The sequence below is a fragment of the Paenibacillus ihbetae genome (assembly GCF_002741055.1).
Taxonomy (GTDB): Bacteria; Bacillota; Bacilli; order Paenibacillales; family Paenibacillaceae; genus Paenibacillus_AQ; species Paenibacillus_AQ ihbetae.
Window position 1 is genome coordinate 585,840 of sequence record NZ_CP016809.1, and the last position, 15,962, is coordinate 601,801.

Here is a 15,962-nt window from a genome sequence, read left to right on the forward strand (position 1 = left end):
CCGCGTATGCCCCTCCCGCCAAAGATAAACTTAAAAGTGCACTTACTGCAAGAGCGGAGGCTATACGTTTAGGACTGCGTACGTTTGACATAACATCACCTTTCTCTCATTTGATAGGAACATCCATATTTTAACATAGCCTATCAACACAATCTTTTCGTTTTCTTCATCTTTTGATATATTTTTTGAAACTTTTCTGCAAAAAAAAAGAAACAACAACAATTATTGTCGTTGTTTCTTGTAACAACCAGTTCAAGCCCCCGCTTCCTCTTGCAGCAGCTCCTGCTGCTGTCTTGCAAGGTGGATACGCGAAATCCGTTTGTTCTCCGTCTCCTCAATCATGAACATATAATCTCTATACAAGACCGATTGGCCTTTATGCGGATGCAAAACTTCCAAACGGGATGACAGCCACCCACCGATGGTGTCGTAGTCTTCCGTCTCCATATCCAGACCAAACTGTTCGTTAACCTCTTCAATCAGCATCAATCCGTCGATGGAGTATTCATCCTCCCCCACCAACTCGATGCCGGGCCGCTCCTCATCGAATTCGTCCTGAATTTCGCCGACGATCTCTTCCATAATGTCCTCCAATGTCACTAGACCGGAAGTCCCTCCGTATTCATCGATAAGGATAGCGATCTGCGTCTTGCTTCGCTGCATTCTTCGCAGCAGCTCGCTAATCTTGATCGATTCAGGCACGGCGAGTATCGGACGAATCAAGGAAAGCTGGTCACGGATGTGTCCACGCATCAAGTCTTTAATATGAATGAATCCAATAATATGGTCTTTATCTTCATCACAGACCGGATATCTGGTACGCATGCCTTCGCTGGCGATCTTCATATTTTCTTCCATCGGCAAATTGTTGTACAGACAGATCATTTCAGTGCGGGGAATCATGATTTCTCGGGCGGTCGTATCAGAAAACTCGAAGATGTTGTCAACCAGCGTCATTTCCGTATTGTCGATCAGGCCGATCTCACTGCTCTCCTTCATCATATCCCGAAGCTCTTCTTCGGTATGCACGTTCCGTTCAACCACCGGCTGCATGCGGAAGAGGCGCAGAATGGTATTCGAGAATCCGTTGACGAACCAAATAAATGGAAACATGATCTTGTAAAAAACACTGAGCGGCGCTGAAGATAACAGCGTGATTTGTTCTGCTTTGCGGACAGCAACCGTTTTTGGAGCCAGTGCGCCGAACACAATGTGCATGATGGCAATCAGTACGAATGCAATCACCAGCGATACCGCATGGATGGCCGTATCGCTCCAGCCGATTCCGGTAAACCATGGCGAAATCAGGGAGGATATCGTCCGTTCGCCGATCCAGCCAAGTCCAATGGACACCAGCGTGATGCCGAACTGGCAGGCCGATATATATCCGTCCAGATTTCTTAATATTTTCTGGGCATACCTTGCGTTCCGATGCCCTTCCTCAGCTAATGCATCGATTCGGCTGCTTTTCACTTTAACCAAAGCGATTTCAGCCGATACAAAAAAACCATTTAACAATACGAGAAACAATACCAAGGTAAGACTAATCAAACTCGGTAAGGGGTCACTCAATCGATCTCCTATCCGTCATTCCAGATGCGATGACGAACAGGAACACCTCCTTCGGTTATTAAAAATGTGTGGTGCCATTAAGCATAACGACCTGTTCGGACAAAGCGTCAACTTCCCAATGGACTCATCTCCTTATCTTATTCCGACGTTTACGAGCTATATAAGTAATTATATAGTACTACGATACACAGTCAAACTTTGTCTTATGACATTAAAACGCGTTGTTACAAGCTATGATTTGATTTTCTTCACTTAACCCTCGATTCCCGGGAATTGATATATTCTATTAATAACCGATAGAATTGGTTCCTCATGTTCGGTAAACGCTGGGACCTGTACCTCTCTCAACTAGGCACCCTTGGCGTATTTGTAAATTATTCAATTGCCGACGTATCAGTTACTCATCTGAGCACAGAATGGCAACATTTACTTAACACCATCTCGGTAAAGAGTATTTCTCCAATTCATCATCCATCCACCCGCTGTCCGTTGGGGTGTCGAAGGCAGCTGTGCGGCACGACCTGTCGAACCTGATCGTCATGTTTATCATCGAGAAGTTGAAGGAGAAGCATCCTCACGTGAACATCGGCCAGCAGGCAAGGTGACGCACGGGGAGTGGGAGGAGCAACTGACCAAAGAGGAGTCCGAGACCCTGCGGTGGCTGGTACGGACATATGTCTGTTCATATGGCATCTGTTCATTAATCCGGTATCCGGTGGGTTTGTTGCTTGTCCCGGAACCCGATGACATCTGTTAATTGTTTCGGTACCCGGCGATATCTGTTAACGCGGCAACAGAAGCATTCGTTTTGTTGCACAATGCGAAATAACCTCCGCTTTCCCAGGAAAGCGAAGGTTACAAGAGCGAGAATATGGATGGATTTACCGGCCGGTCGGCGGGTTGCCGATCACACCCGGATATTGGTATTGCAGCGGCTCGTCAAATACGACATAGTCGAGATTGACCATCAGGAGAAGAATGCGGCGGCCGGTCGAGCGCTCACTGATAATGATATGGTCGCGGCCGGCGGCTTCGATTACGCCAGTGAACACTTTGGCGTTCCACTGCGAGTTGTTTTCATAAGTCATGTAGAAGGTGCCGGTTTTGCCCAGATTCAGACGAAGAATGTTCTCAACATACGACTGCTCAAATTGAGGAGTCGGCATGACAGCGCCCCCCTGCGTAATTTGGCTTCCGCTTGATACTTGCGGAGGTACGTTTCCGGCATAGCCGGCAGTCCCCCGGCTTGGTACGCCCGGATAACGGACTCCATTCAGGAAATTCACAGGTGGCACGCCTTGATTAAACATAAGTATTCCTCCTTCTATATGCCCGCAAGATGCGGTGGTTTACAAAATCGGTCAAAACACACTCGGACAATCGGCGTAGGACGGAGTGAAGAAGCAGTGCGCCTTGAAACGCCCCGTATTCTGCTGATTGTACCAGGTTGCCGGGCATTCGCCCGCCGGGCGGAAGAACCAAAGGGCGTTAGAAGCAGGCCAGATTCGTTCCCCGTTGATGACTCGTTGAGCAAGCCGCCGATCTCTATCCCGGGCTCTTTGATAAAAGTATCCCTTCTGGGTAGCTTCAAATCCTCCAGGGTTTTGAAACACCATTTGGTTCATGGTGCGGATGCCTTGAAAGTCCAAGCAGTTGGAGCGAATGCGATTTACGCCGACATTCCCCACCATGAGCATCCCCTGCTCCCCTTCGCCTTCCGCCTCCGCGCGAATGAGTCTAGCCAGCAGATCCACATCGTTTGAGTTGACATTGATGACTGCCACAGATTTCCCCTCGCTTCCTTGATATCACTCTGTATCGTATGTGCATTCGCCCATAAATGTGCCTGGGCTCGCAAAATTTTTGTTGAACGGTTTGGGAATGTGGTGGGGGAGATTTTCTTCCGCTGCCATCGAACCAACAAGCAAAATCTTAATCCGTTCAAGTACCATTTCCCTTGATAGTACATATTGCTGAAGTCTTAGAGTGAACGTTCGTTCCGGAACAGGGCGATCCCTAAAATTCTCACCGCTTCAAAGTTAGATCTTTGCTAGCTCGCTTGTTATTACGCCAGCTTACAACTGGCAGATGATCTTAGCAGCAATTCCAATGTGCGCTATGGAACTGGCGAGCCGCAGATCTCAATAGCAACTTCACATTTACTTGGCAGGCTAGATAAAGTAGAATGGAGAATAAGTAAATATTGTGGATTACTACCATTCGTGAAGAACGCCTCGATAGTTCCGTCAGGAACAGTCGGGGCTTTTTTGTGTACTCGGACTGAAAAGGAGGACATTATGATTAACTTTGAAGAAAGGTTCACTGAATTTCTCAAGGAACAAAAACGCACAACCGACAAGCGCCGCCTTGAAATGCTGAATCGGGATAAGCGGACATCCAGCGACACTTCAAAATTTCTCGTAACAAGTCCATTAAAATCATGCATAATCTACTAGCTAAGCAGCTTATTAGACCGCTTAATCCGGCTGCAAAACGCTATTATCGGTATACACTTGCGGATGATGCAACTCACTACATCAAGTAACCATAAGTAATAACAGCACACAACTTGCACAAGTCCCTTTTCGGAACTTGCTGCGCCGCTGGAGCCCGCTTTCTATAGGAAACACACTTAAGCCTCCTCTCGAACAGAACACCCGTCCAAGAGGAGGCTTAACAAGGAAAATCACTACTTACCGAAAACTATACAGTCAATGGGAAGATTTTATAGTCGATGATATACAATCCAAGAAATTTTACGATCAATGTGACTTTATAATTACGGGATTACTAATACTGGAACATGACAGTTTACCTGAAACATTATGTTTGCTGGAACATGACAGGGACATTACGTTGATGGGGAAATACAAATATTGAGATACACAATTGCCGGGACATTACAACACTGAATTTCTTCAACTACTGACGCCTTCCGTACTAATGCTTCGCGTCCTTACTCTTCATGTACTTACTCTTAATGTACCGATGCTTCCCTTGCTGATGCTTCCCTTGCTGACGCTCCAACTACTGACGTTTCAAGATCATTGCAAATTTCAGAAGCCCCCTGCCATCATTGCCAGCATTCGCAAACGTCAAGATTCATTTCAATACAATCCATATTTTAATTGTTATTCGGTATCGCGCGACATTCGATCCGGTCCCAGGTACCGGGACCTCACGATATCTGCAAGCTGTACTTGTACTTAAAGCTGTACTTCCCGGAGCCCGCTTGGACCATGACATCCGTTTCGCCAGCGCTTATCGAGAGAATGCCTGCCGCTTGGCTTAGCGGCACGCCCCCGCTCTCTGTAATGCTTGCAGGATCGGTTGTACCCGGCAATCGAATTTCCGCCGTCGTATTCGGCGGAATGGTTACCTCCACATGCATAAGGCTGTCGGCCTCCAGCTTCCAGAACGACCGAGCCGTGCCGTACATGGTATTAATCGTGCCCTCCGCCCACGTCAGGCCCGGCCCCGGGATAGGTGCAATTACCATGTGCTTATACCCTGGAGAAGCCTCCACCGTTTGGATGCCGGCCACAGTCCGGTATAACCAATCGCCGATGGCGCCGTATGCATAATGGTTGAATGAATTCATGTCACTGCTCCAGAAGCTTCCGTCTTCCTTAATGCCGTCCCAATGCTCCCAGATGGTCGTCGCGCCTTTCGTTACCGGGTACAGCCACGACGGAAAATCTTGCTGCAGAAGCAGCTTGTAGGCCGCTTCGTGCATTCCGTGTTTGCTTAACGCATGGCTGATATAAGGCGTGCCGACAAACCCCGTCGTCAAGTGGAACTTGCTCTCTTCAAGCAGACGGTGGAGCTTGGCTGCCGCCCGCTTCTCTGCCGGCTCATCGAGCAGATCGAAGAAGATGGCAAGCACATGCGCCGTTTGCGTGGAAGCGGCCAGCCGTCCGGAAGGCGTCACGAATTCCTCCCGGAACGCCTTTACGACGTTGCTGCGAAGCTCGGCATACTTCCGGGCGTCTTCCTCTTTACCCAATACAGCTGCCGTTTTCTGCAGCAAATCCACTGAATAGGCGTAATAAGCCGAAGCGATAATGTCCCGCTCCGTTGCGCCGACATAGTCGCCCGATTTGGCATCCAACCCCAACCAATCTCCAAAATGAAACCCCGTATTCCATAGAAACTCCTGCTCGCCTTGCGCTTGAATATAGGCCACCCACTGCTTCATGCTCTCATACTGCCGCGCGAGGATCCGTTCATCGCCATAGCTGACATACACCGTCCAAGGGCAGATCACGGCAGCATCTCCCCATGCCGCGGAGCCGAACGAATCGCCGAGAATATTCGGCACCACGAACGGAACCGCCCCATCCTCTCGCTGATCGTGCGCCAGGTCGGACAACCACTTTGTAAAAAACGGTGCCGTATTCGACAGGAATGCGGCGGTACGGATAAACATCTGCGCATCTCCCGTCCAGCCGAGACGTTCGTCGCGCTGCGGACAATCGGTCGGGATATCCAGAAAATTCCCCTTCAAGCCCCAGCGGATATTGCTCTGCAGCTGATTGACAAGCGGCTCGGAGCAGCGGAACGTTCCCGTCTCTTCCATATCGGTATGAAGAACGACGGCTTCGAACGCATCCAAGTCAATGGGCTCCGGAAACCCTGCGACCCGAACGTAACGGAATCCTTGGAATGTAAACCGCGGGGCATACGTTTCAATTCCCTCACCTTTAAACGTATACGAAATGGTTTGTTTTGCCGTCCGAAGATTATCCGTATAAAAATTCCCGTGTGCATCCAGCACCTCGGCATGCTGCAGCGTCACGGAAGTTCCTGCCGGTCCCGCTGCACGAAACCGGACCCAGCCAACCAAATTCTGTCCAAAATCAAGGACGGTATCTCCGTCAGGGGTCGTGAACACTTGTACCGGACGGATCGTTTCGATGGCGCGTACGGGCTCATTGATCTGCGGCTTCAGCATGTCGACCCCATGATCAATCACCTCTGCGGCCTGCCACCCGGAGGCCCCAGCCTCCCCTGTGCTCCATGCAGAAATTTCCAGCCGTGCATCATAGGTTTCCCCATGATAGAGCTCCGATATCAGGATCGGTCCTTGCGCAGCCATCCAACTGGAGTCGGTTCCGATGATCTCCTTCAGGCCATCCTCGTAAATGACGTGAAGTTCAAGCAGAAGCGCAAGCCGGCTTCCGTAGAAATTACGGCCGCCCTGCCATCCTAAATTGCCTTTATACCAGCCGTTGCCCAGCCATGCGCCAATGGTGTTATTGCCTTGCTTCAGCATCGAAGTTACATCATAGGTTTGCGTTTGGATCGTATGTGCGTAACTCGTCCATCCCGGCGTAAAATATCGGTCTCCCACTCGCTGTCCATTAAGCTCCAGCTCATACAGACCAAGCGATGTTGCGTACACTCTGGCCTCCTTCACGGCGGCTTCAAGTCGAAAATCCCGGCGCAGCAGCGGCAATTGGGTGGATTCCTCCGAGATTAGAGACAAGGGTGCTGCAATCCATTGGCCAGTCCATGCTTCCCCTTCCAGCTTGCCCGTTTCCCAATAGGAGGTGTCGGACCATTCGGAGCATGCTCCTTCGTGATCCCAGACCCGCACTCTATAGAAATAGCGCTTACAAGATGCTGCCTCGAAATGGCTGAGTTCAACATGAACCGATTGCGCGGAATCCACCTTCCCTGACTTCCAGGACGGAATCGTAAACTGCTCGTCCTCGGCCACTTCAAGCTCATAAGTCTTTTGCGCGACAGCCCGTTTATCCGATTGCAGCCGCCAGCTTAATCTAGGATGTCTCTCCCCGATCCCGATCGGATTATGCCAATATTCGCATCGAAGATCCGTCACTTCCAACATGCCCATTCCTCCGTTCATAGTGATGTACGCGTGATTGCATTATTTTTCATCTCAAAGCATCATCGTTATTTTCCTCTTCAAGGAGAGGTTCAACTTCCATTATAGGGATTGTTTTGTTCGGGATTGATTGTAAAAAGGACATTTACATGAGGTATAATGGACATAATTTACGATAACTTCATAAAGGGGCGACAAGCCATGAAGCGACCGATGGAAACGTACCGCGGAGACTATTTTTTCCGGCAGGGTGCCATGGTTTTTGTGAATCGGAGCTCGGAAAGCTTCTCGGTCTCTTACCATAATCATGATTTTCTGGAGCTTGCCTACATTGCGGAGGGAGAAGGCTTTCACCACATTGAGGATCAGGTGCAAAAGGTCCGTAAGGGGCAGCTGTTCTTCATCCCGCTCGGCGTGCCTCACGTGTTCAGGCCCACCTCCGCTAACGGTAAACCGCTCATCGTGAACAATTGCATCTTCTCGGTCCTTCTCTTGCCGAAGCTGATCGCATTTGCGTCCGATCCGGGTATGGTTACCTTCCTGAAGCAGATGGAGGAGGGGCTTCTCGGTCATATTTCCGTAACGGATCGAAATGATCGCTTCGAGCAATTATTCGAAACGCTGTATGAGCAGAATGCCCGCTCCATGTCCGGCTCCAATGATTACCTGCATGCGCTTCTGCTGCAGCTCATTATCGAATTGAAACGAGCCAGAGACGAGCTCGAACCCGCAGGTCCAATGCAGGCAAATGACTATTCCTTTCAGGAAGTCCTGCAATACGTGGAAAACCATTATATGAAAGAGCTGACGTTAACGCATCTTGCGCATGCCAGCGGCTTCAGCGAGCGACATTTGCAGCGCTTGTTCCTGCAGTATACCGGGATGACATGGCACCATTACCTGCAAACGGTTCGCATCCGTATGAGCCGAAGGCTGCTGCGAAGCACCTCGTCCAAGATCAGTGCCGTTGCCGAGCAGGTCGGATATAAAGACATCCATTCCTTCAACAGGGTATTCAAACGGAGCATGGGGCTTACACCGGGACAATACCGTAAAGAGGCTCGTCTCTCCATGGAGACCCGGCTACTGATGGACCCTTTTTAAAAGTAAAAAGTAAAGTTCTTGGCGTAACCACGGTGGCAGCGGTCTTAAAGGGCTCGCACGCTCCCTGATTTTTTCAACATGGCGACCGTGTTTATGTTTCACTGCATCACAATATACGGGCTTATGTAACGCAATCAGAGCGGAAAAATGTCGCATGCAATAGGCGTCACTTCCGCTCTGATTGGAAATGCCTTTTTCTATTCCCCGCGGGATTCGTGGATCTCCCCATCCTGTTTCAAGATTTGAGATTCCCACGTGTAATTGCTCATATGTTGGTGGTTATCCCGATGTTTCTTCTGTAAAGTAACCCGCATGTTCCCGAGCCCAATCGGAGAACGTTCTGGCAGGTGTGCCGGTAACCTGCTCCACTGTGAGGTTGACGGTATAGGCCTCGACCGGCGGATGCTTATGCCAATTGATGACGTAGTCAATAATCTCTTCCTCTACGCCCAGCTTTGCCATGCGTGCACGCTCCTCTGCCTCCGTTATTTGTACGAACCGGATGTCCTTACCAATGGCTTTGCTCAGAATGCCGACTTTCTGCGGGACGATTAGTACCTCCGGTCCGGTGAGCGTATATGTTTTACCTGCATGACCGTCTCTCGTCAGGGCCGCGGCTGCGACACGAGCCACGTCGCCTTCATGGACAGAAGCCTGCAAAGAATCCCCGAAGAGATCCCGAACGACTCCTTCCGTTTGAATGGACTCCTTCCAACTCAACACATTGGACATAAAGTCCACCGGCTGCAGCTGGGTCCACTCCAAGTCGCTAGCTTCAACGGCCTGCTCAACCGTTCCCTTCCTTCCATCCCACAGGACGGTCACGCGCTTTACGCCGGCTTTCTCAGCCATCCGTATGATTTCATCTCCTGTCGTAAGCGGAATATAACCTGCCCCGGTCGTTATTAAGTGCAGTGCGGTTACGCCTCGAAGCGCTGGACCCAGCGTTGCCGGTTCGCTAAGATCACCTGCGAACACTTCAACCTCCGAAGGAAATTTAGCCGAAGCCGGATTCCGGGTCAGCGCCCTTAGGCGGTGCCCCTCCTTCAACAGCTCTTGGATAAGTTGACGGCCTACTCTTCCCGTCGCCCCCGTAACTAAAATAGTCATAGTAAATCCTCCTTTAATATTCTATTTAATGACTTGTTTGTAACTCCCAATCAAAATGTCACCAGCATCCTGCTCCCTTTAGAACCGTTTTGCCTCCATGACGACCTTCCGCATCCCTTCTTCGATAATGGATGCCCCCTGGTCGGGAAACTGATGGTGTCCTTCGATAACGACGGTCGAAATATTCGTTATCCCGAAAAAATTCAAATGACGCTTAACGAAATGGACGGCCATTTCGAACGGGCTATCCTCCCCGTATACGCCTCCCCGTGCATTCAGCAGCACTGCTCTTTTATCCGACAATAATCCAACAGGTCCTGCCTCCGTGTATCTGAACGTTTTACCGGGAAGATGCATGAGGTCCAGGTACGCATGGAGAACGGAAGGCACGGTCAGATTCCACAGCGGGAACGCCATGACGATTTTGTCGGCGGAAGTGAACTGCTCCAAATGCTTCTCCACAATGGATCGGATCTGCTTTTCTTTTCCGCTCAGCTCCTTCCCGGTGGCCGATTTGTAATTCGCCTGGATCATATCCCACCCCAGCAGCGGCAGTTCCTGCTCGTGCAAATGAACCTCGACAACCGTGTCCTCCGCATGCGTCTCCTTGTAATGCTTTAAAAAGGCTTCATACATTTTGACGCTGACGGACTCTTCCGCCGGACGATCATTGGCTTTGACAAATAATACGGTACTCATCCTTGTGTCCCTCCGGTATCTAAATTAGTGTGCAATCCTTGAAGTGCTTACCTCTATTTAATCGAAAAATCCGGAGCGGAACGTCCGGCACTGGTCGAATCCTGACATACAAAAAAGGCCTTATCCGAAGATAAGACCTTACTCTACGACCTTGGTCGCAGAAGGATTACGCCTTAAACCATCCATTTTTGATTGCGTGCAGCGCGGCTTGGGTCCGATCCTGGACCTCCATTTTTCCGAGGATATGCGTTATATGCGTCTTGACCGTCTTCTCGGTAATATGCAATGCAGCTGCAATTTCCTTGTTACTTCGCCCCATGGTAATCTGCTCCAGCACATCCCGTTCGCGGGCGGTCAGGATGTGAATGCCTTTGGGCGCTCCGTCGTCTGTTGCCACATGGGCGATCAGCTGATTCGTTACTTGCGGATGGAGCGTGCGGCTTCCGTTCATCGCCGCGATGATCGTCTCAACCAGCACTTTCGGCTCGATATCCTTGAGCTGGTACCCGATCGCTCCTGCTTTTATCGCCGGCAGAACAGAATCACGGTCGGCAAAGCTGGTAAGCATAATGACCTTCATCTTGGGAAACCGGGCCATAATTTGCTTCGTCGCTTCAATGCCGTCCATTTCCGGCATCACCAGATCCATCAGAATTACGTCAGGCTGCAGCAGCTCTGCCTTCTCCAGCGCCTCAAGCCCGTTCAACGCCTGGTCCACGATTTCGATCATGGGCTGCGTCTGCAGGAAATATCGCAAACCTCGTAATACTACCAGATGATCATCCACAATTAATACCTTTATCTTATTCATCCGTACCCTCTTTCCTGGCCGGTAGAGGAACCGTTACCGTAAGGACGGTCCCCATGCCTTCCTCACTGCTGATATTCAAAGTGCCGTTGATTTCCTCAGCTCTCTCCTTCATGCTGGTGAGCCCAAGCGAGCGATGCCTTTTCTCGGTTCCCCCCGGGTTGAACCCCCGTCCTTGGTCCGAGATTTTCATGAATATATTGGATCCCTCCCGCGCAATCCGGATCCAGGCGCGATTCGTGCCTGCATGCTTGCTGATATTGTTAAGCGCCTCCTGACCGATCCGATACAGCGCCTCTTCCACTTTCTTCGCCAGCTCGGGAGGCTCCTTCATGAGGAAGATGAGCTGGATGTTCAGCTTTTCGGCATATTCCTTCAGGGATGACAAGATCCCCCTTGCTTCCCCGTACGGACGAAGCTGCCAAATTAGCGAGCGCATTTCGGATAGCGTCTCTTGGGCTAACTGCCCGATATCGTGGATCGCTTCTGCCGTATGCGGATCCTCGTTCAGCATTTGCTCACGAACCCCTTGCGCTAGCAGCGATAAGGAGAATAGCTTCTGATTGACCGAATCATGGAGATCGCGGGCAAGGCGATTACGCTCCTCAACCAGCAGCAATTCCTGCCATTCGTAATAAATGCAGATCTTCTCTAGCGCAAGTGAAATATGCTCGGCGAGCATCTCGAGAATTTCCATTTCCAGCGCGCTGAACGGCTCGTTATCCCGCCCGATGAACAGCACGCCTATGGATTCCTTGGTATGAAATGTGCGCTCCTGGTAGGTTAACGGCAGGGCTGCCGAATGGGGATGGGGCCCAATACCAGGCAGAACCCGTACAGGGCCTTCATGAGCTATGCCCCGCTGCTCAGCGAAGGCGCGATGGATGATTCCTCCATCTTTCCCGGACTTTCGAGAGCTTTTACGGACCGGTTTCATGGAATTGTTCGTCACCCCATGATGATAAACGGTGTGCAGGTAAAGCTCATGATCTTTCTCGACCGAAATCAAGGCGACGCTCGGCCAGCCGAAGGAGGCACCCAGCTGCTCGACGATCGCCGTATACATTCGATTTAAATCGTTGATCTTCCAAAGATATCTGGTCACTCTCGTTGCTTTCGCATAGTAATCAACGATGAAGCGGGCAACGCTATCCACCGCCTGCTTCTCCCTTAGTTCATACAATCTGGTCCGCTCGACTGCGGTTCCGATCTGGTAAGCGACCGATTGCAGCAGCGCAAGCTCGCTTTCCGAGAAGTGCTCTTTGCCTGGAGAACCCACATTGAGAATCCCGATCCGGTTGCCTTGAACTGTCAGAGGGATCGTCGCATGGTGCGTTAGTTGATGGGTCTCCCCCCAATTCTCTTTAATAGCATTATGCAGCCGCTCACACTCAATAATCGTAACCGGCTCCGTCAGGCTGCCGGACCAGTACATTCGAAGGCATAGACAGTCGCCGCAGCGCATAGGCTTCTTCCCCTCCCAAGTTAAGGCAGGGGGCAGACGACGGTCTGCCATCATGCTGTACTCCGGTTTATCGCCGGCCAGAAACAGCCAGCCCGTCTCAAGCTGAGTCAAATCCAGCAGCTTCTCAAGCGTAGTCTGCAGCATTTGGAGCATGTCGCTGCTTTGGTTGAGCGTCTCTGCGATGGTCTTTAAGATCGTAAGCTCTCTTACATGCTGCTCCCGATGCTCTAACATAAAGGCCACACCTCATCTATCGTAAAATGGTAACCTGCGGAAAATTAGGATCATTTCATTGGAATCCGAAAAGAAGGAAGCTTCATTATTGACGGCGAAATTGTATGGGGAACGTGAGGATTATCTGCGAGTCAGCCATCATTTTCAAAATAAGGAGCCACAGGCAATGACAACCTCAAGCAATAATCAAAGGACATGCAGCCAGGGCCACACTTACTATAAAAGCAGCGATTGTCCGACCTGTCCTATCTGCGAGCAGGAGCAACGGCCTGAAAGCGGATTTCTCTCCATGCTCTCGGCACCTGCAAGACGGGCCTTGGAGAACCACGGAATCACGACCTTGGAGGAGCTGTCGAATTACAGCGAGAAGGAAATTTTGAAGCTTCACGGGATGGGCCCCGCTTCGATGCCGAAGCTGCGAACAGCTTTGGAAGCTGGCGGGTTATCGTTCAAAAAGCAGGCATAGGGAGAACGGCACCCTGATATTCTTTGCCTGCATGCCGATCGTGGGATCATCGATGCTCGATCCCTTTCAATTGGGCTCAACTAACAGAGCCCTTTTTCTTATGCCTGATCCGAGCCTACTCCAGCTGCTTCTCCAGCATGACTTCATCTTCCTTGACGAAGCCGGATTTCTCGTAAGCCCGGATCGCCGCGTCATTATCGCAGCCGGTCAGCACTTTAATCGTAGACACGCCCTGAGAACGCAGCTGCTCTTCAATGCATTCGAGCATCATCCCTGCAAGCCCCATCCCCCGGACCTGTTCCTGGACGTACATTTCCGTAATCTCCCCCAGCAGCTCCTCATAGCAGAACGACGTATAGGTCTGCGCGCAAGCAAAGCCGACCGGCTCATCGTTCAGCAGGGCAATCACGACGATCTCGTCTCCATGCTGCAAGCGCCTCTCCACAATGGCGACCGGCATTCTTCCCCCATTAAATTCATCGTTTAAGCTCACCAGTGCCGGCGCATCCGAGCTTGTGGCCAAACGCACCTTGGGTACTCGATTCATGAAATCCGATCCCAACCTTTCCCGAAGTCTTCTGGATGCAAGAATCCTTATTAGTATACCATCATTATCCAATCCCGCCCACGAGTGGTCCTTTCGTATTAACGGCTGCATAAAAAAGGTCCCTGCTGCATCAGTCAGCAAGGACCTTCATTGTCCATGATCTTTGGTTATATTGCGGTTACCGAAAACATCAAACCGGAATACAGCAGGATAACGGCAGCCAACCCGCTGAGCAGTCCCTCGAGGGCACTCCGGTTTTTGCGAAAAGCCCGAATCACGTTCCATAGCAGCACCAGGCCGATCCCCAGACTAACGATCCCGTACCAGCTCCAGGCAAATGTAAGCGAACCGGATGCATACCCCGGGTGAAACCATTCAAAGGTGGGGGCCGGTCCGTATACGACGAGCGTATCGGCAACCTCGTGCGGCGCCGGCTGCTGGTTCATGTATCCGGTCACGATATACACCAGTCCGATCAAGATGCTTTCACTCTTCGCCCAGCGTTCAGGCCGGAAGGCTTTGTCGCGGTTCAACCTCCGCTTCACCAGATACCCGTTAACGAATCCGAACACGAGCAGTGGCAGAATCAGGATATGCTTGACCAGCAGCGCTTGCCCGTAAGATAAAGCCCAGCTGTTTACTGGTTCCGGTGTGACGCCTGTCATCAGAAACAGACCGGAGCCGATGACGATGATGACGCAAATGATCGCCATCGGGTGGAACCATCTCAGAAAGGCGTCCCACCGGTTCAGCTCCTTGCCGAACCATCCCGCAAGCAGCAAGGTGCCCGACCATATCGCCATGGCCGTAAAATGCCCGAAGAAGGCGAGCTGCCCGACGCTTTCGAACAACGATGCCGCATGATTAAAAGAGGACATCGCCGCCGCTATGCCAAGCAGTGCAGCCGGCATCAGCCAGCGGAGCATAGAGCCGGGGTTCCGCCGCACGGTTACCGTAAGCACAGCCATGACAATGGAAAGCACCAATATCCATGCATAGTGCTCGCCTTCACTGAATTTGAACATGATGCTGTTGAAGGACTGCCAGAATCCGATGTCATCCTTAAAGAACATAATGATCTTGAGAAGCGGGATGAAGCTGCAGGCCGCCACCGTAATGGAGGCAGCCGGTCCCAGCCAGGCGGGAACGGAAAGGCCAGGCGTGCTGCTTCTTGGAATCAGCGCCATGACGGTCAGTCCTGCAAGGAGAGCATAGGCGAAATACAGCAGCGGTTCGGTTATCCAATAGTAAGACATTATTTTCTCTTGCGCGAAGCTCTAATAGCGAAATAGGCAGCAATGAATACTACGATAACAACGACTACAATCCAAACCGTCGAATTTCCGCCTTCGGATTGCTTCGGCTCCCCGTTAGCAGCTTGCTTCTCGTTATCCGCCCCGTTATCTGCTTGCTGATCCGCATTTGCTTGCTGAACCGTATCTGCTGCGCTGTCCGTTTGACCCGTGGCAGCTTCTCCGTTCGAAGCCGTTCCGTCATCTGCTGAGGCATTATCGGTACCTGCTGCTGCATCAGGAGCAGGCTCTTCTTCCAGGGCAGGCTCGTTCTCAGGAGCATCCACTTGGAAGGAATAGGTTCCGTCGACCGGGTGTCCGTCGCCGCCTACAATTTTCCATTCCACGGTATAGGATCCGGAAGGAAGCGGTTCGTCAACCGTGCCGGACAACGTCTTTCCGTTTACCTGCGTTCCGGACAGCTTGACCTCTTCCCCTTGGTCATTCTTCACTTTGAGCGTGCTTAAGTTCTCGTCGATATTTTCATTGAAGGTCAGGCTGAATTCCTTCACGCTTTCAGTGAGCTTGGCATCCGCAGCGGGGCTGCTGGTCTCTAGTTTGGAATGGGCCCAGGTTGCTGCTGGAAATGCCAGCACAAACAGGAGACCCAACGTTAATAAGAATGAGGTCTTTAATGATTTCAACATGCTAATCTCCTCCACACCGTGTATCTTAATTTTTAATCATCCCCATCATAACAAAGAGAGTATGCTAAAGCTATCGAGTAAATTGTGAACGTTCGTTTCCGGATCGGACAGGCAGGGGCTGCCCGTATTCTCCCGGCTTGCGGCATATTTTCCTGAACGGCAAGAAG

13 protein-coding genes are annotated in these 15,962 nt (G+C 51.0%); 2 read left to right on the plus strand and 11 right to left on the minus strand.

What is annotated here, in order from left to right; translation table 11 throughout:
* Window positions 1–252 precede the first annotated feature (252 nt).
* The 4 genes from BBD41_RS02560 to BBD41_RS02575 all read right to left on the minus strand — a co-directional run bounded on the left by BBD41_RS02560 (window position 253) and on the right by BBD41_RS02575 (window position 7,426).
* Window positions 253–1,572, minus strand: coding sequence for a hemolysin family protein (locus BBD41_RS02560; protein WP_099476606.1), 1,320 nt, complete (start codon window positions 1,570–1,572; stop codon window positions 253–255).
* 881 nt (window positions 1,573–2,453) lie between these two features.
* Window positions 2,454–2,882 carry a spore coat protein GerQ gene (gerQ, locus tag BBD41_RS02565; protein WP_077565649.1) on the minus strand — a complete coding sequence of 143 codons (429 nt, stop codon included), beginning with the start codon at window positions 2,880–2,882 and terminating at the stop codon, window positions 2,454–2,456.
* Window positions 2,883–2,933: 51 nt separating this feature from the next.
* Window positions 2,934–3,356, minus strand: a complete 423-nt coding sequence (locus tag BBD41_RS02570) for a cell wall hydrolase (RefSeq protein WP_007130406.1) — start codon at window positions 3,354–3,356, stop codon at window positions 2,934–2,936.
* Between the two features lie 1,394 nt (window positions 3,357–4,750).
* Window positions 4,751–7,426, minus strand: coding sequence for a family 78 glycoside hydrolase catalytic domain (locus tag BBD41_RS02575; protein WP_099476607.1), 2,676 nt, complete (start codon window positions 7,424–7,426; stop codon window positions 4,751–4,753).
* A 198-nt stretch (window positions 7,427–7,624) separates the two neighbouring features.
* Between BBD41_RS02575 and BBD41_RS02580 the strand changes: the two genes are divergently transcribed.
* Window positions 7,625–8,527 (plus strand): AraC family transcriptional regulator, encoded by a 903-nt coding sequence (locus tag BBD41_RS02580; RefSeq protein WP_099476608.1) that lies wholly within the window; start codon window positions 7,625–7,627, stop codon window positions 8,525–8,527.
* Window positions 8,528–8,806: 279 nt separating this feature from the next.
* On the opposite strand, the gene BBD41_RS02585 is transcribed toward BBD41_RS02580, so the two are convergent.
* The 4 genes from BBD41_RS02585 to BBD41_RS02600 all read right to left on the minus strand — a co-directional run bounded on the left by BBD41_RS02585 (window position 8,807) and on the right by BBD41_RS02600 (window position 12,843).
* Complete coding sequence (locus tag BBD41_RS02585; protein ID WP_099476609.1) at window positions 8,807–9,637, minus strand: NAD(P)H-binding protein; 831 nt, start codon at window positions 9,635–9,637, stop codon at window positions 8,807–8,809.
* Window positions 9,638–9,715: 78 nt separating this feature from the next.
* The gene (locus BBD41_RS02590; protein ID WP_077565645.1) at window positions 9,716–10,336 is read right to left on the minus strand and encodes an FMN-dependent NADH-azoreductase; all 621 of its coding nucleotides are present in this window, start codon (window positions 10,334–10,336) and stop codon (window positions 9,716–9,718) included.
* Between the two features lie 166 nt (window positions 10,337–10,502).
* Window positions 10,503–11,147 (minus strand): response regulator, encoded by a 645-nt coding sequence (locus tag BBD41_RS02595; RefSeq protein ID WP_077565644.1) that lies wholly within the window; start codon window positions 11,145–11,147, stop codon window positions 10,503–10,505.
* Window positions 11,140–12,843, minus strand: coding sequence for a GAF domain-containing sensor histidine kinase (locus tag BBD41_RS02600; protein ID WP_099476610.1), 1,704 nt, complete (start codon window positions 12,841–12,843; stop codon window positions 11,140–11,142). The genes BBD41_RS02595 and BBD41_RS02600 overlap by 8 nt, the downstream gene beginning before the upstream one ends.
* Window positions 12,844–13,009: 166 nt before the next feature.
* Between BBD41_RS02600 and BBD41_RS02605 the strand changes: the two genes are divergently transcribed.
* Entirely contained in the window at window positions 13,010–13,309 is a 300-nt protein-coding gene (locus BBD41_RS02605) for an RNA polymerase alpha subunit C-terminal domain-containing protein (RefSeq protein WP_099480428.1), read from the plus strand.
* Window positions 13,310–13,424: 115 nt separating this feature from the next.
* Here BBD41_RS02605 and BBD41_RS02610 read toward each other — a convergent pair whose 3' ends face one another.
* The 3 genes from BBD41_RS02610 to BBD41_RS02620 form a co-directional block, all read right to left on the minus strand.
* Entirely contained in the window at window positions 13,425–13,856 is a 432-nt protein-coding gene (locus BBD41_RS02610) for a GNAT family N-acetyltransferase (protein ID WP_099480430.1), read from the minus strand.
* A gap of 167 nt (window positions 13,857–14,023) precedes the next feature.
* Complete coding sequence (locus BBD41_RS02615) at window positions 14,024–15,112, minus strand: copper resistance D family protein (protein WP_099476611.1); 1,089 nt, start codon at window positions 15,110–15,112, stop codon at window positions 14,024–14,026.
* The gene (locus BBD41_RS02620) at window positions 15,112–15,795 is read right to left on the minus strand and encodes a copper resistance CopC family protein (protein WP_099476612.1); all 684 of its coding nucleotides are present in this window, start codon (window positions 15,793–15,795) and stop codon (window positions 15,112–15,114) included. Before BBD41_RS02620 ends, BBD41_RS02615 begins: the two co-directional genes overlap by 1 nt.
* Window positions 15,796–15,962: the final 167 nt, after the last annotated feature.